The 18,998-nt window shown below is 70.3% G+C and carries 18 protein-coding genes; 8 read left to right on the top strand and 10 right to left on the bottom strand.

The window, feature by feature from the left end; translation table 11 throughout:
• Positions 1-140 precede the first annotated feature (140 nt).
• Positions 141-590: a GNAT family N-acetyltransferase gene (locus tag AB0F61_RS22155; RefSeq protein ID WP_357812547.1), complete on the bottom strand. Its 450-nt coding sequence runs from the start codon at positions 588-590 to the stop codon at positions 141-143.
• Positions 591-809: 219 nt separating this feature from the next.
• Between AB0F61_RS22155 and AB0F61_RS22150 the strand changes: the two genes are divergently transcribed.
• Positions 810-1,304 (top strand): GNAT family N-acetyltransferase, encoded by a 495-nt coding sequence (locus AB0F61_RS22150; protein ID WP_357812545.1) that lies wholly within the window; start codon positions 810-812, stop codon positions 1,302-1,304.
• Positions 1,305-1,322: 18 nt separating this feature from the next.
• Here AB0F61_RS22150 and AB0F61_RS22145 read toward each other — a convergent pair whose 3' ends face one another.
• Positions 1,323-1,763: a VOC family protein gene (locus AB0F61_RS22145; protein ID WP_357812543.1), complete on the bottom strand. Its 441-nt coding sequence runs from the start codon at positions 1,761-1,763 to the stop codon at positions 1,323-1,325.
• A gap of 203 nt (positions 1,764-1,966) precedes the next feature.
• On the opposite strand from AB0F61_RS22145, the gene AB0F61_RS22140 reads away from it, so the two are divergent.
• Both AB0F61_RS22140 and AB0F61_RS22135 read left to right on the top strand, forming a co-directional pair.
• Positions 1,967-2,557, top strand: coding sequence for a hypothetical protein (locus AB0F61_RS22140; RefSeq protein WP_357812541.1), 591 nt, complete (start codon positions 1,967-1,969; stop codon positions 2,555-2,557).
• 314 nt (positions 2,558-2,871) lie between these two features.
• Positions 2,872-3,747: an alpha/beta hydrolase gene (locus AB0F61_RS22135; RefSeq protein ID WP_357812539.1), complete on the top strand. Its 876-nt coding sequence runs from the start codon at positions 2,872-2,874 to the stop codon at positions 3,745-3,747.
• Positions 3,748-3,781: 34 nt separating this feature from the next.
• On the opposite strand, the gene AB0F61_RS22130 is transcribed toward AB0F61_RS22135, so the two are convergent.
• Positions 3,782-4,036: a hypothetical protein gene (locus tag AB0F61_RS22130; protein WP_357812537.1), complete on the bottom strand. Its 255-nt coding sequence runs from the start codon at positions 4,034-4,036 to the stop codon at positions 3,782-3,784.
• 107 nt (positions 4,037-4,143) lie between these two features.
• Here AB0F61_RS22130 and AB0F61_RS22125 point away from each other — a divergent pair, with 107 nt between their 5' ends.
• Together AB0F61_RS22125 and AB0F61_RS22120 are read left to right on the top strand one after the other, a co-directional pair.
• Complete coding sequence (locus AB0F61_RS22125) at positions 4,144-4,902, top strand: ATP-grasp domain-containing protein (protein WP_357812535.1); 759 nt, start codon at positions 4,144-4,146, stop codon at positions 4,900-4,902.
• Between the two features lie 467 nt (positions 4,903-5,369).
• Positions 5,370-5,900, top strand: a complete 531-nt coding sequence (locus tag AB0F61_RS22120) for a hypothetical protein (RefSeq protein WP_357812533.1) — start codon at positions 5,370-5,372, stop codon at positions 5,898-5,900.
• Positions 5,901-6,049: 149 nt separating this feature from the next.
• Here the strand turns inward: AB0F61_RS22120 and metH are convergent, their stop codons facing one another.
• Positions 6,050-9,565 (bottom strand): methionine synthase, encoded by a 3,516-nt coding sequence (gene metH, locus AB0F61_RS22115; RefSeq protein ID WP_357812531.1) that lies wholly within the window; start codon positions 9,563-9,565, stop codon positions 6,050-6,052.
• Positions 9,566-9,827: 262 nt separating this feature from the next.
• Here metH and AB0F61_RS22110 point away from each other — a divergent pair, with 262 nt between their 5' ends.
• The 3 genes from AB0F61_RS22110 (at position 9,828) to AB0F61_RS22100 (ending at position 12,986) form a co-directional block, all read left to right on the top strand.
• Positions 9,828-10,697, top strand: a complete 870-nt coding sequence (locus AB0F61_RS22110) for a PAC2 family protein (RefSeq protein WP_357812529.1) — start codon at positions 9,828-9,830, stop codon at positions 10,695-10,697.
• 121 nt (positions 10,698-10,818) lie between these two features.
• Positions 10,819-11,610 (top strand): GntR family transcriptional regulator, encoded by a 792-nt coding sequence (locus tag AB0F61_RS22105; RefSeq protein WP_357812559.1) that lies wholly within the window; start codon positions 10,819-10,821, stop codon positions 11,608-11,610.
• 161 nt (positions 11,611-11,771) lie between these two features.
• Positions 11,772-12,986, top strand: coding sequence for an acetylhydrolase (locus AB0F61_RS22100; RefSeq protein WP_357812527.1), 1,215 nt, complete (start codon positions 11,772-11,774; stop codon positions 12,984-12,986).
• Between the two features lie 140 nt (positions 12,987-13,126).
• Here the strand turns inward: AB0F61_RS22100 and mshC are convergent, their stop codons facing one another.
• From mshC to AB0F61_RS22070, 6 genes are all read right to left on the bottom strand, one after another.
• Positions 13,127-14,365 carry a cysteine--1-D-myo-inosityl 2-amino-2-deoxy-alpha-D-glucopyranoside ligase gene (mshC, locus tag AB0F61_RS22095; protein ID WP_357812525.1) on the bottom strand — a complete coding sequence of 413 codons (1,239 nt, stop codon included), beginning with the start codon at positions 14,363-14,365 and terminating at the stop codon, positions 13,127-13,129.
• Positions 14,366-14,431: 66 nt separating this feature from the next.
• The gene (locus AB0F61_RS22090) at positions 14,432-15,250 is read right to left on the bottom strand and encodes an SCO1664 family protein (RefSeq protein WP_357812523.1); all 819 of its coding nucleotides are present in this window, start codon (positions 15,248-15,250) and stop codon (positions 14,432-14,434) included.
• Complete coding sequence (locus tag AB0F61_RS22085) at positions 15,247-15,837, bottom strand: DUF3090 domain-containing protein (RefSeq protein WP_357254163.1); 591 nt, start codon at positions 15,835-15,837, stop codon at positions 15,247-15,249. Before AB0F61_RS22085 ends, AB0F61_RS22090 begins: the two co-directional genes overlap by 4 nt.
• A gap of 157 nt (positions 15,838-15,994) precedes the next feature.
• Complete coding sequence (locus AB0F61_RS22080) at positions 15,995-16,699, bottom strand: MSMEG_4193 family putative phosphomutase (protein WP_357812520.1); 705 nt, start codon at positions 16,697-16,699, stop codon at positions 15,995-15,997.
• Positions 16,700-16,974: 275 nt separating this feature from the next.
• Complete coding sequence (locus AB0F61_RS22075; RefSeq protein ID WP_357812518.1) at positions 16,975-17,811, bottom strand: undecaprenyl-diphosphate phosphatase; 837 nt, start codon at positions 17,809-17,811, stop codon at positions 16,975-16,977.
• Positions 17,808-18,860, bottom strand: a complete 1,053-nt coding sequence (locus AB0F61_RS22070; protein ID WP_357812516.1) for an LLM class F420-dependent oxidoreductase — start codon at positions 18,858-18,860, stop codon at positions 17,808-17,810. Before AB0F61_RS22070 ends, AB0F61_RS22075 begins: the two co-directional genes overlap by 4 nt.
• Between the last annotated feature and the right edge of the window lie 138 nt (positions 18,861-18,998).

The raw sequence follows: 18,998 nt of genomic DNA, 5'->3' as shown, positions 1-18,998 counted from the left end.
CGAGCCGAGGCGGAGTCCGGGCGGCGATCCGGCAAGGCGCGGTTTCGTTCGGATACCGGTGTCGTATCCGGGCGAAACCGCAACGCCGCCGGTCGACGTTCGGGCCCGCCGCAGGCCGGCCAGTTCTTATGAAACATGCCCTAACGTCCGGATGCCGGTGGTCGCGCGAGGTAGGCGGTCTTGACGTCGGCCGAGAACCCGCAGGCGCGGTAGAAGGCGTGCGTCGCCGGGTTGCGCGAACCGGTCATCAGCATCGCCTTGTAGCAGCCCGCGTCCCAGGCGGCCTGGAGTGTGCCGGCCATGATCTGCCGGCCGAGCCCGCTGCCGCGCCGCGATTCGTCGACGACCACGTTCTCGATGACCGCGTAGGGCGACGCGGACCGGCTGATGTTGGGGATCACGTTGAGGTACGTCGTGGCGACGACGACCCCGTCCAGTTCGAGGACGAACAGGCGCAGCCCCGGTGTGCCCACGATCTGCTGGAACGCCACCTCGTCGGAGCCGTCGTCGAGCACCGGATCGTCCGGGTTCAGTTGCCGGTAGAGGCGGATGATCTGCGCGAAGTCATCGGGCCGGGCCGCACGGAACATGCCCTGAGGGTAACCAGGAAACCAGGTGCCGTCGCCGCGCGGGCCGCGCCGCTCACCGGTTGGTGCTACGACCGACGCGCGGCGATGTCGACGAACTCCCGCACCAGCGGCGAGGAGGTCGCCTACCTGCTGCGGGCGACCTACGCCACCGGCACGGTGGTGACCGTCGACGGCGGCATCCTGGTCGCCTGAGCCCTGGTCCTGTGCCAGGGTATGGCGGTGCATGACGTCGATATCCGCGCGGCCACCGCCACCGATCACCCGTTCCTGGTCGACATGCTGGTGGAGGCCGTGAACTGGCTGCCGGAGCGCAACTGGTCGCGCGAGCGGATCCTGGCCGACCCCGCGCTGGCGCACTATGTCACCGGGTGGATGCGGCCGGACGACATCGGGGTGGTCGCGGCAGAGCCGGCGGGTCGGCCGGTCGGCGCGGCCTGGTTGCGGCACCTGACCGCCGCCGACCCGGGTTACGGGTACGTCAGCGACGATGTGCCGGAGCTGACCATCGGCGTGGTGGAATCGTGGCGCGGCCGGGGTGTGGGCCGGATGCTGCTGCGCGCCGTCCTGGAGGCCGCGCGTGCACGCGGCATCCGTCGGGTGTCGCTCAGCGTGGAGCGGGCGAACGTCGCAGCGGGGTTCTACGCCACCGAAGGGTTCCGGACGGTCGAGTCGTTCGAGAACGCCGACACGATGGTCGCCGACATCCTGGCCTGACCGGCGCTGCGCTGGCCGTCAGGTGAGCTGTTCGGCCAGTCCGACGACGATGCCCTCCGGGCCACGGACGTAGCAGAGCCGGTAGACGTTCTGGTACTGCGCCAGCTCACCGACGAGTTCGGCCCCGTGCGTACGCAGGCGGGCGATGACGTCCTCGACGTCGTCGACGGCGAACATGATGCGACGAATGCCAAGCGTGTTCGTGGGCGCGTCCGTCGGCTCGACTCTGATCGCCGCCGGCGTGTGAAACTTCGCCAGCTCGACCTTGCCGTGGCCGTCCGGGGTCCGCAGCATCGCGACCTCCTGCCGAACGTCGTCGACGCCGATCACCCGTTCCACCCACCGCCCCTCGACCGGCCCCCGGCCCTCCAACTCCATGCCGAGCTCGACGAAGAACGCAATGACGGCGTCAAGATCCTCGACAACGATGAGGACGTTGTCCATCCGCTGGATCGCCATGCTGGGACTCCCTGGGTCTGGTGCGGTGTTGTTGCCGCATCCGCCCCTGGGACGGAGCCGCCCCGCCGTTCTCGACATCCGCATGCGACACCGGATCGCAGGGCATTCTGCCACGCACGCGCCATCCGGCATCCACCTGTCGTGCGGACCGCGCCGTTTATGCAAGGGTCTATCAGCGACAACGAAGCCCGGCACCATTTTAGGTGACCGGGCTCGTCGTGGTGGTGGATTACGCCGCCCGCCACCGCTTCCTGGAATCCGTCGCGGTGGTCGTGCACACCATCGGCTTACCGGTCTTCGTCACCCCACGCGCCCCCTGCTTGGAGCAGAACGACCCGGGATGCACTGTCGACACCGGCGGCGGTGCCGGTTTCGCGGTGGTCGGCTTCGGCTTCGGCGCTGCCGTTGTCGTCTTCGGTTTCGGCGCTGCGGTCGTCGACTTCGGCTTGCTGGTCGCCGCCGACTTCGGCTTCGGCTTGCTGGTCGTCGGCTTGGCGACCGGACGCGATGTCGGCGTACCAATGGTGCGCAGCGGACCGGGTGTCGGGCTCAGCGAAGGCGATGGGCTGGGGGACGCCTGTGCGTCCGGCGTGGGACTGGCGGTGACAGTCGCGTTGTCGACGATACGATCGCCGACGCTCGAAGCGGTCGCAGTAGCCACCGCGACGGGTTTCTTGTCACTGTCATTGTCGGTGAGCGCCCCAATGGTGCCGACGCCGCAGCACAACAAGACGGAAATGGCTGCCGCGATACCGACGGCACCAAGATTTCCGATCTTCTTCTTCCCAGGGTAGGTGGTCACCCCCCGGAGTCTGCGGGACGGGGTTGTGCGCAGACACCACTGATCGGGGCCAGTTGAACCCCAACGACACAAGAGGCGGGCTACCGCAGGATCATGGTCGTAGCCGATTGTCGACGTCCACCCGCTGGCCGTACCAGAAATTCCGGGAATCAGCAGGCCGTGTCCACCGAACTGGTCCAACGCAGTGGCCCACTCGCGGCGGGCCGCGATTCGCGGCGTCCTGTCCCGTCCCGGGTGGAACGGGTACGGGCGTGAGGACTCGTCGCTAGGTTTGGGTTGGATCCGACACTCCAGGAGGAGGACGCGATGCAGGCCATCCAGAAGGTCCGCCACCGGCAGGCCGACATCGACGGCCTTGAGGTGTTCTTCCGCGAGGCCGGGCAGGCCGGCCAGCCGACCGTACTGCTGCTGCACGGGTTCCCGAGTTCGTCGCACACCTTCCGGGAGGTCATGCCCACGCTTGCCGACGTCGCGCACGTGATCGCACCCGATCTCCCCGGCTTCGGCATGTCCTCGTCACCGACCATCGACGAATACGACTACACCTTCGAGAACCTCTCCCGCGCCATCGAGCACCTACTCGACCATCTCGGGGTCGAGCGCTTCTTCGTCTACCTGCACGACTTCGGCGCCCCCGTGGGCTACCACCTGGCCACCCGTGCCCCGGATCGGATTCGCGGCCTCATCGTCCAGAGCGGCAACGCGCACGAGGACGGCCTCGGCGCGCAGTGGGACGACGCCAAGGCGTACTGGGCCGACCCGACCGACCACCAGCGGGCCAAACTGCCCGACTGGTTGACCTTCGCCGGGACCCGTGACCAGTACCTCGCCGGGCTACCCGAGGGCGTGCGCATGCTGCAACCTCCCGAGTCGTGGCACCTCGACTGGGAGCGCATGCGGCGACCCGGCAACATCGAAGCCCAGTTCGCACTGTTCACCGACTACGCCAACCACGTCGCCCGCTTCGACGAGCTGGCCGACTACCACAGTGCCCACCAGCCGCCGGCGCTTGTGCTCTGGGGACGGCACGACCCGTTCTTCGACGTCGACGAGGTCCTCGCCTACCACCGCGCTCTCGATCGGATGGACGCGCATCTCTACGACGGCGGGCACTTCCTGTTGGAAACGCACGCGGCTGAATGCGCCGACCTCATGCGAACGTTCGTGCTCGACAACGCCTGACCTGCCGCACTACGCGGCGAGACCATCGACGCGTTCAACGAAGGCCATCCAGCGGGGTCGCCGTCTTCCATCGGAACTGGTGGTCGGGCTCGTCGCGGTGCTCCAGCACGCCAGCCTTCACCAACGCGTGCAGCATGTCGACGAGCGCCGCGCCGACCGGATTGTCCGACCAGAACACCCACTTGACCTGCATGAACGTGCGATCCGTGAACAGGCCCAGCGTCCTGCCCAACTCGTACTGGGCGCTGTCCACGTCCGTCCACTCAGCGAGAGCATGCGCCAAGCCCATGGCCGCAGATCCTGCCACGAGGACAGGACCAGCCCCGACAGCGCTACGGCGTCAAGCCACGGATATCGGCTGTGGCCGCGCCACCCGATACGGCAGGATCCTCGTCCGTGACACTCGTCCTGCCACCGCGACTGACCGCATCGGCTCAGCGGTTGCGCGACACCGCCCACCGACGAGGGCTGCCCACCGTGCAGCTTCCCACCTTCGAGGTGCCCGCCGGTGTGCAAGCCGACCACCTGCACGCCGGGCCGACCTTCGCCGACGCCGTCGCCCCCCTGTTCGGGATCGCCCCGCTGGAGGCCCCGCACAACTGGCTCGCTGGACTGCCCCGGGACTTCACACGCCGAGAGATCACAGCGGTCACGATCGGGGAAGCCTACGAACTCCGTCGACCCGCATTCGTCAAGTCACCAAACGACAAGTCCATCCGGGCCATGATCTATACGGACGGTTCCCGCCTGCCGGGCCCGGACGCTGTCGACCGGCAGACTCCCGTCCTCGTCAGCGACATCGTCGACTTTGCCACCGAGTACCGGCTGTACCTGCTCGACGGCGCGGTCCATACCGGCAGTCAGTACGCCGAGCAGGGGAGGCTGCGCCTCGGCCCGGCGACAGCCGACGCGCTCGCCTTCGGAACCGACCTGGTGGCCGGACTTGGTCACACGCTCCCCACCGCCATCGTGGTGGACGTGGGGATCATCGACGGCCGTTGGGCCGTGATCGAACCAAACGCGGCCTGGGCCAGCGGAGCCTACGAAGCCGACGGTGACCTGGTGCTCGACGTCGTCCTGCGCGCCGCCGGGCCCAGGGCGACAGTCAGTGACCATGATCGTCAGTTCATCCGGCTACCACAGCGCTCTCCGTAGACCGTTGCCTCATCGTCGAGGCATCGCCACCGCAGCCGGCACCGCCCTGATCACCACCGTCCGCGAGGTCGCCCGCCACCCCGATCGACCGAGCTGAATTCATCGATCGGGCCCACTTTGCCAGACGCTCGACCAACCCATACCCGGAACCCTCTCCAAGAGGGAGCCGGATCGTCCGGCCACCTCAGGCCATTGCGCCGACGGCGCGACACGCGCCGATCCAACAATGCGTAATTCGGCTGGCGCCGTTTCCTGCAAAGGATGACGTTGCACGCCGATCGAGGGCGTGCCGAGATCCTGTTGACTGGCAAGGGCAAGTCCGACGACATCCGGTGAGCGAACAAAGGACGATCTGCCGCCTCGTAAGGCGCAATGCCTATCGCGCTCCCTAATCCGGTGGCCATACTTTACGCGTCCAATCGCACGCCCTGGGTGACATACCCGGGCGTCTGCTGACAGGAGATGACGTGCTTAGACGCGCTTCCACGCTGGGGGTCGCCCTGCTGGCCTGTACCGCGTTCATCAGCGTGACCACCACGCCGGCGCAGGCGTGGGTCCCCGAGTGCCCCATCGATTCGGAGTGTGGCGGTGGCGGTGAAGGTGGTGGCGGCGGCGGCAGCACCCCACCCACCCCGACCTACAACCTGCAGGGCGTCATCCAACTGGAAGACACCGGCCACGAAGGAAGCTGGCCACTGCGTCAGGGCGGCGTAAAGGTCCGCGGATACTCCCGGCTCGCCACCTGGGGCAACGATCGGGTGGACGCCAACTACATCAACGTCCGGTGTTCCGCCACCGTGCTCAGCTACTCCACTCACGACTATGACTCCGAGAACAACGGCGCCCTCGTTGACGTGACCTTCTGGTCTCCGACCGTCCCGGTCACCGGCGTTCCCGTCCAGTCCCGCACGGTCACGATCAACTGCATCCACCACGCCGAGAAGAACGGCGTCAACTACGACACCACCAGCACCGCCCAATTCATCATCCCCGAGTGATTCCCGGCGCGGGGGCGGTCCAGACCGGACCGTCCCCGCCGCCTTCGGCATCTCTGCTACGGCCGATCTGCGCTCTCGATCGCTGAAGTCGTAGGCACGAGAGTCGCGAAGGCACGGCGCTCCGGTGCAGGTCAGGGCACCTGCGCCCGCTACTTGGCGTTGAAGTAGCTCGCCTCCGGGTGGTGGACCACGATGGCGTCGGTGGCCTGCTCCGGCATCAACTGGAACTCCTCCGACAACTCCACGCCGATCCGCTCCGACCCGAGCAGGTCCACGATCTTCGCCCGATCCTCCAGATCCGGGCAGGCCGGGTAGCCGAACGCGTACCGGCAGCCCCGGTAGTCGTTGCGCAGGATCCCCGCCAGGTCGGTCGGGTCGTCGTGGCCCAGGGGACGGCCGTCGGGCAGGGTCATCTCGGCCCGGATGCGGCGGTGCCAGTACTCGGCGAGCGCCTCGGTGAGCTGCACGGACAGCCCGTGCACCTCCAGGTAGTCGCGGTACTCGTTGCGGGCGAACAGTTTCGCCGCGTACTCGCTGACGGGTTGCCCGACGGTGACCAGTTGCAACGCGACCACGTCGAGCTGGTCGCCCTTGGGCTTGAAGAAGTCCGCAAGGCAGAGCCGCCGCTCCTGGCGCTGCCGGGGGAAGGAGAACCGGGCGCGCTCCGCGTGCCCGTTCTCGTCGAGCACCACCAGGTCATTGCCTTCGGAGTACGCGGGGAAGTAGCCGTACACCACGGCCGCCTCCAACACCTGGTCAGCGATCAGCCGGTCCAGCCAGTACCGCAGGCGCGGCCGACCCTCGGTCTCCACCAGCTCCTCGTAGGACGGACCGTTGCCGCCGCGGGCGCCGTTCAACCCCCACTGCCCACGGAACGTGGCCCGCTCGTCGAGCAACGCCGCGTACTCGGCCATCGGCACGCCCTTGACCACCCGCGTGCCGAAGAACGGCGGGGTGGGCACGGCCACGTCCGCGGCCACATTGGAGCGGATCGAGGAGTCGTGCAGCTCGGGCAGGGACTCGGTCACCATGGACCGCTGCCGTTCCCGGCGGGCCCGCCGCGCCGCCAGCGCCGCCTCCCGCTCCGGGTCGATCACCGGCGCGCCGCCACGCTTGGCGGTCATCACCTTGTCCATCAGGGACAGCCCCTCGAACGCGTCCCTCGCGTAGTGCACCTGCCCGGGGAACATCGACCGCAGGTCGTCCTCGACGTACGCGCGGGTCAGCGCCGCCCCGCCCAGCAGGACCGGCCAGCGTTCCGCGACCCCGCGCGTGGCCATCTCGGCCAGGTTTTCCTTCATGATGACGGTGCTCTTGACCAGCAGCCCGGACATGCCGATCGCGTCGGCGCGGTGCTGCTCGGCGGCGTCCAGGATGGCGCTGATCGGCTGCTTGATGCCGATGTTCACCACTTCGTAGCCGTTGTTGGACAGGATGATGTCGACCAGGTTCTTGCCGATGTCGTGCACGTCGCCGCGCACGGTGGCGAGCACGATGCGGCCCTTGCCGCCGTCCTCCGCGGTCTCCATGTGTGGCTCCAGGTAGGCCACCGCGGTCTTCATCACCTCGGCGGACTGGAGCACGAACGGCAACTGCATCTGGCCGGAGCCGAACAGCTCACCGACCACCTTCATGCCGTCCAGCAGGATGTCGTTGATGATCGACAGTGGGGACCGGCCGCCGGCCATCGCCTCGTCCAGGTCGGCCTCCAGGCCGTTGCGCTCACCGTCGATGATCCGCCGCTTGAGACGCTCGTCCAACGGCAACGCGGCCAACTCCTGTGCCCGGCTGGCCCGGGCACTTGTCACGTCGACGCCCTCGAACAGCTCCAGGAAGCGCTGCACCGGGTCGTACCCCTCGCGGCGCCGGTCGTAGACCAGGTCGAGCGCGACCTCGCGCTGCTCGTCGGGGATCTTCGACATCGGCAGGATCTTGCTGGCGTGCACGATCGCCGACGTCAGACCGGCCTGCACGCACTCGTGCAGGAACACCGAGTTGAGCACCTGCCGGGCCGCCGGGTTGAGCCCGAAGGAGATGTTCGAGATGCCCAGGGTGAAGTTGACGCCCGGGTAGCGGCGGGTGATCTCCCGGATCGCCTCGATCGTCTCCAGACCGTCGCGGCGGGTCTCCTCCTGACCGGTGGCGATCGGGAAGGTCAGCGCGTCGATCAGGATGTCGGAGCGGTCCAGGCCCCACCGACCGGTCAGGTCGTCGATCAACCGCGCCGCGACCCGGACCTTCCACTCCTGGGTACGGGCCTGCCCCTCCTCGTCGATGAGCAGCGCCACCACCGCCGCGCCGTGCTCGCGGACGATCGGCATCACCCGCGCGTACCGGGACTCGGGGCCGTCGCCGTCCTCGAAGTTCACCGAGTTGACCACGCACCGGCCGCCGAGCATCTCCAGCCCCGCCTCGACGACGGCCGGCTCGGTGGAGTCCAACATGATCGGCAGCGTCGACGCCGTGGCGAACCGGCCGGCCAGCTCGCGCATGTCCTGCGTGCCGTCCCGGCCGACGTAGTCCACACACAGGTCGAGCAGGTGCGAGCCGTCGCGGGCCTGACTGCGGGCGATCTCCACGCAGGCCCGCCAGTCGCCGGCGAGCATCGCCTCCCGAAACGCCTTCGAGCCGTTGGCGTTGGTCCGCTCCCCCACCATCAGCACCGACGCGTCCTGGGCGAACGGCACCGGGTGGTAGACCGAGGAGACGCCCGCCTCGTGCCGGGGCTCGCGGGCCGGGGCGGTGACGCCGTGCAGCCGCTCGGCCAGCACCCGGATGTGCTCCGGGGTGGTGCCGCAGCAGCCACCGACCAGCCCCACCCCGTACTCGGTGATGAACCGCTCCAGAGCCTCGGCCAGCTCCACGGGAGTCAGCGGAAAATACGCCCCGTCGGCGGTCAGCACCGGCAGACCGGCGTTCGGCATCACCGACAGTGGGATGCGGGAGTGCTGCGACAGGTAGCGCAGGTGCTCGCTCATCTCGGCCGGGCCGGTCGAGCAGTTGAGCCCGATCAGGTCGACCCCGAGCGGCTCGATCGCCGCCAGGGCCGCACCGATCTCGCTGCCGACCAGCATGGTGCCGGTGGTCTCCACGGCCACGTGACAGATGATCGGCACGGACTGGCCCAGCTCGGCCATCGCCCGCTTCGACCCGACCACCGCCGCCTTGACCTGGAGCAGGTCCTGGCAGGTCTCGATGATCAGCGCGTCCGCGCCACCGGCGATCAGACCGGCGGCGTTCTCCTGGTACGCGTCGCGAAGGGTCGCGTACGCGGCGTGGCCGAGGGTGGGAAGTTTGGTGCCCGGCCCGATCGAGCCGAGCACGAAGCGGGGCCGCTGCGGGGTGCTGGCCGCGTCGGCGGCCTCCCGGGCGATGCGCGCGCCCGCCTCGGACAGCTCCCGGATGCGCTGCGGGATGTCGTACTCGGCGAGGTTGGCGAGGTTGGCGCCGAAGGTGTTGGTCTCCACGCAGTCCGCGCCGGCGGCCAGGTAGGCGTCGTGCACCCCGCGCACCACGTCCGGTCGGGTGACGTTGAGGATCTCGTTGCATCCCTCGAGGCCGTCGAAGTCGTCGAGGGTGAGGTCGGCGGCCTGCAGCATCGTGCCCATCGCCCCGTCGGCGATGAGAATCCGGTCAGCCAGCGCATCCATCAACGAAGTCCGCACCCGTCCAGGTTAGTGCGGCAGCCGCCGCGCCCACCCACCCTCGGCAGCCGATCCCAAATTGTGTCAGCGGGATCACGCTGTCCGGTCCGTTCGGGTATGACCGGGCCTGGGAGCGGCCGACCGGCGCGGCCGACCGGCCGTACCTCCGCTCGGGACGTAGGCTGACGGACGTGAAGGACAACAGGGACGCCGCTGTGCCCCACGGTATGACGACCGGGCGCCATCCCGGCGCCGGCCGCGACGAGCAGGGTGAGGTGACGGCGTGACCGAGTTCGACGGACTGCCGGTGCTGCGGTCCCCGGTGGCGATCGCCGCGTTCGAGGGCTGGAATGACGCCGCCGACGCGTCCACCGCCGCCGTCGAGCACCTCGAGCAGGTGTGGAACGCCCGGCAGGTCGCCGAGTTGGATCCGGAGGACTTCTACGACTTCCAGGTCAGCCGGCCCACCATCACCATGGCCGACGGGGAGACCCGCCGGGTGGAGTGGCCGACGACCCGGTTCATGGTGGCCAGTCCGGAGGGCACCGAACGCGACGTGGTGCTGATCCGCGGCATCGAGCCGAGCATGCGCTGGCGGACGTTCTGCGAGCAGGTGCTGGAGATCTGCCACAGCCTCGAGGTGGAACGGGTGGTGCTGCTCGGCGCGTTGCTGGCCGATGTTCCGTACACTCGGCCGCTGCCGATCAGCGGCAGCGCCTCCGACGCGCAGGCCGCCGAGCGCTACCAGCTCACCCCCACCCGCTACGACGGGCCGACCGGGATCGTCGGCGTGCTGCACGACGCCTGCACCCGCGCCGACGTGGACGCCGTCTCGTTCTGGGTGCACGTGCCGCACTACGCCAACAACCCGCCCTGCCCCAAGGCCACCCTCGCCCTGCTGCACCGGGTGGAGGAGGTTGTCGACCTGCCGGTGCCGATGGCCGACCTGGCCGAGGAGTCCGCCGAGTGGGAGCAGCGGGTGCGGAGCGCCGCCGAGCAGGATGCCGAACTCGGCGAGTACGTCCGCGAGTTGGAGGAACGGGTCGGCGACGAGGGCATCACCCCGCTGACCGGTGACGAGATCGCTCAGGAGTTCGAGAAGTACCTGCGCCGTCGGGGCGGTTCGGCCGGCCCCACCGCCGGTTCCTGGTAACACCGCTCACCGCGGGCCTTCGGACCTTCGTGGTCCGGGGGCCCGTTTTCGCGTGTCCGGGGTGGCGCCAACACACCCGCTAAGGCATCCTAGGAACCTAGATGTGATCACGGAGGTGGGTGTGCAGATCAATCCCGGGGCCGCCGAGTTCCCGCACCGACAGATCGCCGCACAGCTCAAGGCCCAGGTCCGCCGCGGCGACTGGGGTCCTGGCGAGCGGCTGCCGTCCATCCCGGCCATCGCCGAGATGTTCGGCGTCGCCAAACAGACAGTGCAACGCGCCGTCGACCAGCTACGGGTCGAGGGCATCCTGATCACCAAACCCGGCTCCGGTACGTACGTCCGGGGCACCCGACGTCGACTCAACCGCCTCTCCCGAGGCCGGTACGGCGGCTTCCGCGGCTACCACACCGACCTGGCCGCCCGGTACCGTCAACAACTCGTCTCGGTCGGCCGCGCCCCCGCCCCCGCCGAGGTCGCCGACGCGTTCGGGGTGCCCGACGGCACCGACCTGCTCTGCCGCCGACACCTGGTCCGCACCGACGACTCCCCCGTCGAGGTGGGCGCCTCCTGGTTCCTGCCCACCGACACGGCGGGCACCTCGCTGGAGCGGGCCGAGGCGTTCGGCCGCCCCCTCTACCAGGAGGCCGAGGAGGTCACCGGACGGCGGTACGTCTCGGCCACCGACACGATCAGCGCCCGCCAGCCCAGCCGGGAGGAGGCCGAGACGCTCCAGATCCGGCCGGACACCCCGGTGCTGCACCTGCTGCACGTCGCGTACGACGCCCGCCGCAAGCCCATCGAGGTGGCTCAGGCCACCTGGCCCGGCCCGATGACCACCCTCACCGAGGAATACCGGATCCCCGCCCCCAACGCGGACCCGGAACCCGACCCCGGCCTGGTCCTGGGCTGACCCCGGCCCCTGTCCACCGCGTCGATCCCGGCCGTCGGCGTTCGCCACCGCCATCCGCGCGCCGCCACCCGTTGCATCTATACACTCAGTATCTATACTGGGGGTCTATCGATGGCCGGGCGGCTCGGTCCCGGCGTCGAGCGACCCCAGGAGGTAGATCGATGCCAACCGTGAAGCCTGTCGGTGCACGGGGATTGACGCGCCGTGGCCTTGTCGGAGCCGCGCTGGCGGTGGGGGTCGGCGTGCCGCTGGGCATCGCCGGCGGTGCGGGCCGCGCCGGGGCGGCCACTGCCGATCCGGGCCCGGTCCGGCTCACCCTGCCCCAGCCGACCGGGCCGTACCCCGTGGGCACGGTGTCGCTGCACCTGGTCGACCGTTCGCGGCCGGACCCGCTGGCCGGCCCGAGGCGGTACCGCGAGCTGATGGTCAGCGTCTGGTATCCCGCCCGGGACGTGCGGCAGCATCCGCTCGCCCCGTGGATGACCGCCGCGTCACTGCGCATGCTGCTGGACTCCGCCGGGTTCGACCCCGACGCCGCGCTGGCGCCACTGACGGCCGGGCACGAGGGCGCCCCGGTGCGGCATCCGGGCCGGCGGTTACCCGTGGTCCTCTACTCGCACGGCGCCGGCAGCCACCGTTCGGACACCACGATCGTGGTGCAGGAACTCGCCAGCCACGGGTACGTGGTCGTCACTGTGGACCACACCTACGACGGGTTCGGCGAGTTCCCCGACGGCCGGGTCACCGTCCGGGAGGAGGACTTCCACGCCACCCCGTGGAGCTACACCGAGGATGCCCGGTTCGTCCTCGACCAGATCGTCGAGATCGCCGCCGGGCGCAACCCCGACGTCGAGCACGCGCCGCTGCCGGCCGGGCTGGGCGCCGCCCTCGATCTGAGCCGGATCGGCATGTTCGGCTGGTCGAAGGGCGGTACCGCGACGGCCCTGACCATGGGCACCGACCGGCGGATCCGAGCCGGGTTGAGCCTGGACGGCCCGATGGTGTCGCAGCCGCTGCCCAGCGCCGACCTGTACCGGCCGTTCATGCTGATGACGGCGGAGTTCACCCAGACCGCGGAGCCCGCCGTCGCCGAGTTCTTCGCACACCTGCGCGGGTGGCGGCTCAACATCCAGGCCGCGGGGGCGGTCCACTCGTCGTACGGCGACAACCAGTGGCTCGTGCCGCAACTGGCACGGATCATCGGGATGAGCGACGAGGAACTCACCGGCTGGGTCGGCACTCTCGACCCCGCCCGCGCGGTCCGCATCGGGCAGGCGTACCCGCTGGCGTTCTTCGACAGGCACCTGCGCCACCGGGGCGGGCACCTGCTGAGCGGCCCGAGCCGGTCCTTCCCCGAGGTGACGTTCATCGGGTGACCCGTTTGATCGACTCGGCTCCCTGGAAATCGGTGCGTCGCACGCGTCGGGACACCGCGACTTCCAGGAAACCGAGTGGATCACCCCCCGGCAGCGGCGCACGCGGCACGGCGCGGGTGTCCGCCGCCGGGAGGGGTGGGCTAGAGGCGGATGCCCAGGAGGGCGTCCACCGTCTGGGCGAAGAGCGCCGGGGCGCCAGCGTCATCGGCAGCACCCGACAGTGCCGCCTCGGCCCAGCGGTCGGCTACCGCCAGGGCTCCCGGGGTGTCCAGGTCGTCGGCCAGGCGTTCGCGTACCCCGGCCAGCAGCTCGGCCCCGGACGGCCCGGCGGGCGCGGCGGCGGCCCGCCGCCAGCGGTCCAGGCGCTCCTGAGCGGCCGTGAGCAGCTCGTCGGTCCAGGTGCGGTCGCTGCGGTAGTGCCCGGAGATCAGCGCCAACCGGATCGCCATCGGGTCCACCTTGTCGGCGCGCAGCCGGGACACGAAGACCAGGTTGCCCCGGGACTTGGACATCTTCTCGCCGTCCAGGCCGATCATCCCGGCGTGCACGTAGTGCTCGGCGAACGGCGCCTGACCGGTGAGCCGCTCGGCGTGCGCGGCGGACGCCTCGTGGTGCGGGAACAGCAGGTCGTTGCCGCCGCCCTGCACGTCGATCCGGTCACCGAGCAGGTTCAGCGCGATGACGGCGCACTCGATGTGCCAACCCGGGCGGCCCGGGCCCAGCTCCCCGCCGGGCCAGGACGGCTCACCCTCGCGGGCCCCGCGCCACAGCAGCGGGTCCAGTGGGTCACGCTTGCCGGCGCGATCCGGGTCACCGCCGCGCTCCGGGAAGATCTCCAACATCTGCTCACGGGTCAGGTTGGACTCGTAGCCGAACCGGCCGGTGGCGGAGATGTCGAAGTAGACGTCGCCGGTGCCGTCGTCGAGCCGGTACGCGGCGCCGTCCTTGACCAGCACCTCGACCTTGTCGGCGATGTCCGGGATCGACTCCACAGCGCCCACGTAGTGCGCCGGCGGGATGATCCGCAGCGCCTCCATGTCCTCCCGGAACAGCGCCGTCTCGCGCATCGCCAGGACCACCCAGTCCTCACCGTCGCGGGCGGCCCGCTCCAGCAGCGGGTCGTCGATGTCGGTGACGTTCTGCACGTAGCGCACCGGACGGCCGGCGTCGCGCCACATCCGCTGCACCAGGTCGAACGTGATCATGGTGGCGGCGTGACCGAGGTGCGTGGCGTCGTACGGGGTGATGCCGCAGACGTACATGCTCCCCGCGTCCGCCGGCTCGCTCGGGTGGACACCCTGCCGCGCCGAGTCGTACAACGCCAGCGGCTCGCCCCTGCCCGGCAGCCGTGGCACCTCGTGTCCCGCCCAAGACTCCATGGGATCAGCCTAGCCAGACCGACGACGACGCCGGAGCGCCCCACGGGTGATCAAGATGACAGCGGGTCACATGGGCGGCCAGGGGATCGCCGGCCAGTCCTCCGGCGGCTGCGGGAAGCGGCAGGTCTCGCGCAACCGGTCGACCCGGGAGGCCACCTCGGTCACCTCGCCGATGGTGAGGTGGTCGGCCAACTCCGCGCCGAGCGCCCCGGCGAGCTGCCCGGCGAGCCCGTCGAGCATCTCCACGGCGTCCGTGGGCAACTGCTTGCCGGCCCAACCCCAGAGCACCGTACGCAGCTTGTCCTCCACGTGGAAGCTCACCCCGTGGTCCACGCCGTAGATCCGGTCGTCGGCGCCGACAAGCACGTGAGCGCCCTTACGGTCCGCGTTGTTGATCACCGCGTCGAGCACCGCGAGGCGGGCCAGCCTCGGGTCGTCGGCGTGGGCGAGGCCGTACGCGGTGCCGTCGTCATCGCGGGCCGCGGCGATCGGGAACCAGCGTGGCGGCAGCTCCCCGGCGGGCAGGAACCCGACGAGCGGGTCGGCGTCCTCCGGCTCGTCGATCCACAACTGGCAGGAGCCGGGGCCGAACGGGCCGTCGCGCAGCACGGTGGGCGGCACCAGGTCCCACCCCGTCGCCCGCGAGACCAGGTACGCCGAGACCTCCCGGCCGGCCAGGGTGCCGTCGGGGAAATCCCAGAGCGGACGCTCACCGCGGACCGGTTTGTAGACGCAGCGGGCGGTGACCCCGTCCAGGGTCAGGATGCCGCGCAACGTGGTGTTCGACGCGTCGACCAGCCGACCCTCCAGGTCGAGCGCGCCGTCACGCAGCAGCCGCAGCGCCGCGTCGCCGTCCTGGCGAGGCTGGAGGCCGGACGAGGTCACCGGTGATAACCGTTGTGCCGCGGGCAGAGGTGCCCGGCGGGGTCCAACGGTTGGCCGCAGAGCGGGCACGGAGGCCGGCCCGCGTTGACCACTCGCCGGGCCCGCTCGATGAACTGGCGGGTCGCCTGCGGGGTGAGCCGGACCCGGAGCCGGTCGAGGTCCTCGTCCGGCTCGTCGTCCTCGACGTCGTCGTCGTCGGGGTCCTCGTCGTCCTCGTCACCCAACTCGACCTCGGGCTCCACCTCGCCCGCGGCGATCGCCTCGATCACCACGGTCGCGGTGTCCACGTCGAAGGCCAGCCCGAGGGTCCCGACCCGGAACTCCTCGTCGACCGGAGTGTCGAGCGGCTCGTTGTCGCCGATCACCGGCGCCAGCTCGGGCAGGTCCACCCCGAAGCGACGCTGCGCCTCGGTGAGCAGCTCCTCCAGCTTCTCGGCGAGCAGGGACACCTGAACCTTCTCCAGCGCGACGCTGACCAGCCTGCCGCCGCCGCGGGCCTGCAGGAAGAACGCGCGCTCCCCCGGCGGCCCGACAGTCCCGGCGACGAACCGCTCCGGCGGTTCGAAGGCGTGCACCTGGTGGGTCATACCCACGACCCTATCCGGCCCGCCATGGCACCGCGCACCCCACCGACCCGAATCGCCGCAGCGACGGCGCGCCCGGCGTACGAGGGGCGATAACCGGGCGTGGCGGCCACTCCGGCGTGCGCTGACGCCCCGATCGGAGGCGGTGTCGTGACACGCCTCACCGCGACACACCCGCCCCGCCGCCGACCGCCGCGTCCGAGTCGGCCACGCGGTTCGCGCGCCGACGCCGCTTGGCCGGCGGCGGCACCAGCGCCGCCAGGTCGCCCCCTGTGTCGTTGAGTCGCACCAGAAACGGACGCAGCGGCGTGAACCGGATCGCCGTCACCGACGCCGGGTCGGCCACGATCCGCTGAAAGGCATCCAGGTGTACGCCGAGCGCGTCCGCCACGATGGCCTTGATCACGTCGCCGTGGCTGCACGCCAGCCAGACCGCCTCCGGCCCGTGTTCGGCGGTCACCCGGGCGTCCCAGGAGCGCACCGCCGCCACGGCACGCGCCGCCATCGCCGCCATCGCCTCCCCACCCGGGAAGACCGCCGCGCTGGGGTGCTGCTGGACGACCGGCCAGAGCGGCTCCTTGGCGAGCTTCTTCAGCGGCTGCCCCTCCCAACTGCCGTAGTCGCACTCGATCAGCCCGTCCTCGACCACCGGGGCGGCCTGCGGGAGCGCCAACTCCAGGGTCTGCCGGCACCGGATGAGCGGGCTGGTCACCACGGCGACCAGCGGCACCGCCCGCAGCCGCTCGCCGACCGCGGTGGCCTGGGCGCGTCCGGTGTCGTCCAACTCGACCGGTTGGCGGCCGGCGAGGCCGCCATCGGCGTTCGCCGTGGTCCGGCCGTGTCGCAGAAGCAGAAGGGTCGCCACGGGACCACCCTATGACCTGGGCCCCGCGCCGGGCCGGCGCGGGTTCCGGACCACGCTCGTAGATCTTGGACAGTTTCCGTCCTCCGGCGGGCCTCCGCGAACGAAACTGTCCAAGATCTCGTCACGGGGTGTCGGGTGGAGACCGCATGCGCGGCACGCCGGCCGGTCCGAGCACGACGACGGCCCCCGGCCACGCCCACGGCGGCGGGCCCGAACGCGACGGCGGCCCCCGGCCGCGCCTACTGGCGGGAGCCGGGGGCCGTCGACGGGGTCGGTCAGGTGGCGTCGATCGCGCCGGTCAGCAGCAACGCCAGGACCAGGGTGCCCAGCGCGACCCGGTACAGCACGAACACGTACAGGGTGTGGTGGGCGACGTAGCGCAGCAACCAGGCGATGGCCGCGTACCCGATGCCGAAGGCGATGAGGGTGGCCACGATCGTCTGGGCCACGCTCGGCACGGAGGTGCCCGGGGCGGACGGCTCGAAGACGTCCCCGAGGCTGAACACGCCGGACATCACCACCGCCGGGATGGCCAGCAGGAACGAGTACCGGGCCGCCGCCTCCCGGGTGAGGTTGAGCAGCAGGCCGGCGGTGAGCGTGCCGCCGGAGCGGGACACCCCGGGGACCAGCGCCATGGCCTGCGCGAAGCCCATGACGATGCCGTCCTTCATCCGGAAGTTCTCCAGGGTGCGGGTCTGCCGCCCCCAGTACTCCGCGAACGCCAGCACGAAGGCGAACACGATGAGCGTGGTCGCCACCACCCAGAGGTTGCGCCCGGCGGTCTTGATCTGGTCCTTGAACAGGAAACCGAACAGCCCGATCGGAATCGAGCCGACGATCACGTACCAGCCCATCCGGTAGTCCAGGCTCGACCGGACCGACGTGTCCCGGATCCCGACCAGCCAGGTACGAGTGATCCGCCAGATGTCCTTGGCGAAGTAGATCAGCACGGCCGCCTCGGTGCCGAGCTGGGTGACCGCGGTGAACGACGCGCCGGCGTCCCGGTCGAAGAAGATCGCCGAGGTGATCCGCAGATGCCCCGACGAGCTGACCGGAAGAAACTCGGTAAGCCCCTGGACGATGCCCAGGACGATGGCCTCAACCCAGGTCACTCGCCGACTCCCGAAAGCTCAAGTGCCTCGGCGACGGTGCGCAGGGTCTGCACACCGCTGTCCCGGTCGGCCACGAACAGACTCACCGACAGCGTGGTGACGCCGGCGGCGGCGTACTCCCGCATCCGCTCGGCGATGCGCTCCTTCGGGCCGAGCAGCGAGGTGCGGTCGATGAACTCCATGGGTACGGCGGCGGCGGCGTCGCGCTGCCGCTTGGCCAGGTACAGCTCCTGCACCTCGCGGGCGGCGTCACCGTAACCCATCCGGGTGGCGAGCTGGTTGTAGAAGTTCTGTTCCCGGCTGCCCATGCCGCCCACGTACAGCGCCGCGTACCAGCGGACCAGCTCGGCGCAGGAGGCCACGTCGTCGCCGATCACCACGGGTACCGAGGGCACCACGTCGAACCCGGCCAGCTCCTTGCCGACCTTGGCCCGTCCGGCCCGGACCGAGGCGAGCTGCTCCTCGGCGAACTCCGGGGCGTAGAACACGGCCAACCAGCCGTCGGCGATCTCGCCGGCCAGCTCCAGGTTCTTCGGGCCGACCGCGGCCAGATAGATCGGTATGTGCTCGCGTGGTGGGTGGAAGCCCAGTCGCAGAGCCTTGCCGGGGCCGTCCGGCAGCGGCAGCGTGTAGTGCTGCCCGTCGTACGCCACCTCCTTGCGGGAGATGGCCAACTTGACGATGTCGACGAACTCCCGGGTCCGGGCGAGTGGCTTGGCGAAGCGCACACCGTGCCAGCCCTCGGAGACCTGCGGACCGGAGACTCCCAGGCCGAGCCGGAACCGGCCGCCGGAGAGCGCGTCGATGGTCGCGGCGGTCATGGCGGTGGCTGCCGGCGTCCGGGCGGGGATCTGCATCACCGCCGCGCCGACGTCGATCCGTTCGGTCTGGCCCGCCATCCAGGCGAGCATGCTTGGCGAGTCGGAGCCGTAGGCCTCCGCCGCCCACACCACCGAGTAGCCCAGCCGGTCCGCCTCCTGGGCCAGGGCCAGGTGGTCGGCCGGTGTGCTCCATGCTGTCTGGTATCCGAGACTGAGCCCGAGTCGCACTGGTCCTCCCCCATCCGTGGCACAGCTCGCACCAGGTTACGCAATGCCGAAAACGGACTCGATCACCGGCTCGACACCTTCGCTCCCCCCTCCATCGGGGCAGCCCACGGCGGCGGAACCGGCAGAGATACGGGAGCG

It is taken from the genome of Micromonospora sp. NPDC023888, assembly GCF_040639415.1.
Lineage (GTDB): Bacteria > Actinomycetota > Actinomycetes > Mycobacteriales > Micromonosporaceae > Micromonospora.
Note: the sequence above shows the minus strand (reverse complement) of the source record. Positions and strands in the feature narration are given on the sequence as shown.

What these genes read in the sequence shown, in the direction of transcription:
- AB0F61_RS22085 (WP_357254163.1), bottom strand. Translation starts at nt 15,837, where the DNA reads ATGACCCACCAGGTGCACGCCTTCGAACCGCCGGAGCGGTTCGTCGCC.
- AB0F61_RS22130 (WP_357812537.1), bottom strand. Translation starts at nt 4,036, where the DNA reads ATGGGCTTGGCGCATGCTCTCGCTGAGTGGACGGACGTGGACAGCGCC.
- AB0F61_RS22145 (WP_357812543.1), bottom strand. Translation starts at nt 1,763, where the DNA reads ATGGCGATCCAGCGGATGGACAACGTCCTCATCGTTGTCGAGGATCTT.
- AB0F61_RS22135 (WP_357812539.1), top strand. Translation starts at nt 2,872, where the DNA reads ATGCAGGCCATCCAGAAGGTCCGCCACCGGCAGGCCGACATCGACGGC.
- AB0F61_RS22100 (WP_357812527.1), top strand. Translation starts at nt 11,772, where the DNA reads ATGCCAACCGTGAAGCCTGTCGGTGCACGGGGATTGACGCGCCGTGGC.
- mshC (WP_357812525.1), bottom strand. Translation starts at nt 14,365, where the DNA reads ATGGAGTCTTGGGCGGGACACGAGGTGCCACGGCTGCCGGGCAGGGGC.
- AB0F61_RS22155 (WP_357812547.1), bottom strand. Translation starts at nt 590, where the DNA reads ATGTTCCGTGCGGCCCGGCCCGATGACTTCGCGCAGATCATCCGCCTC.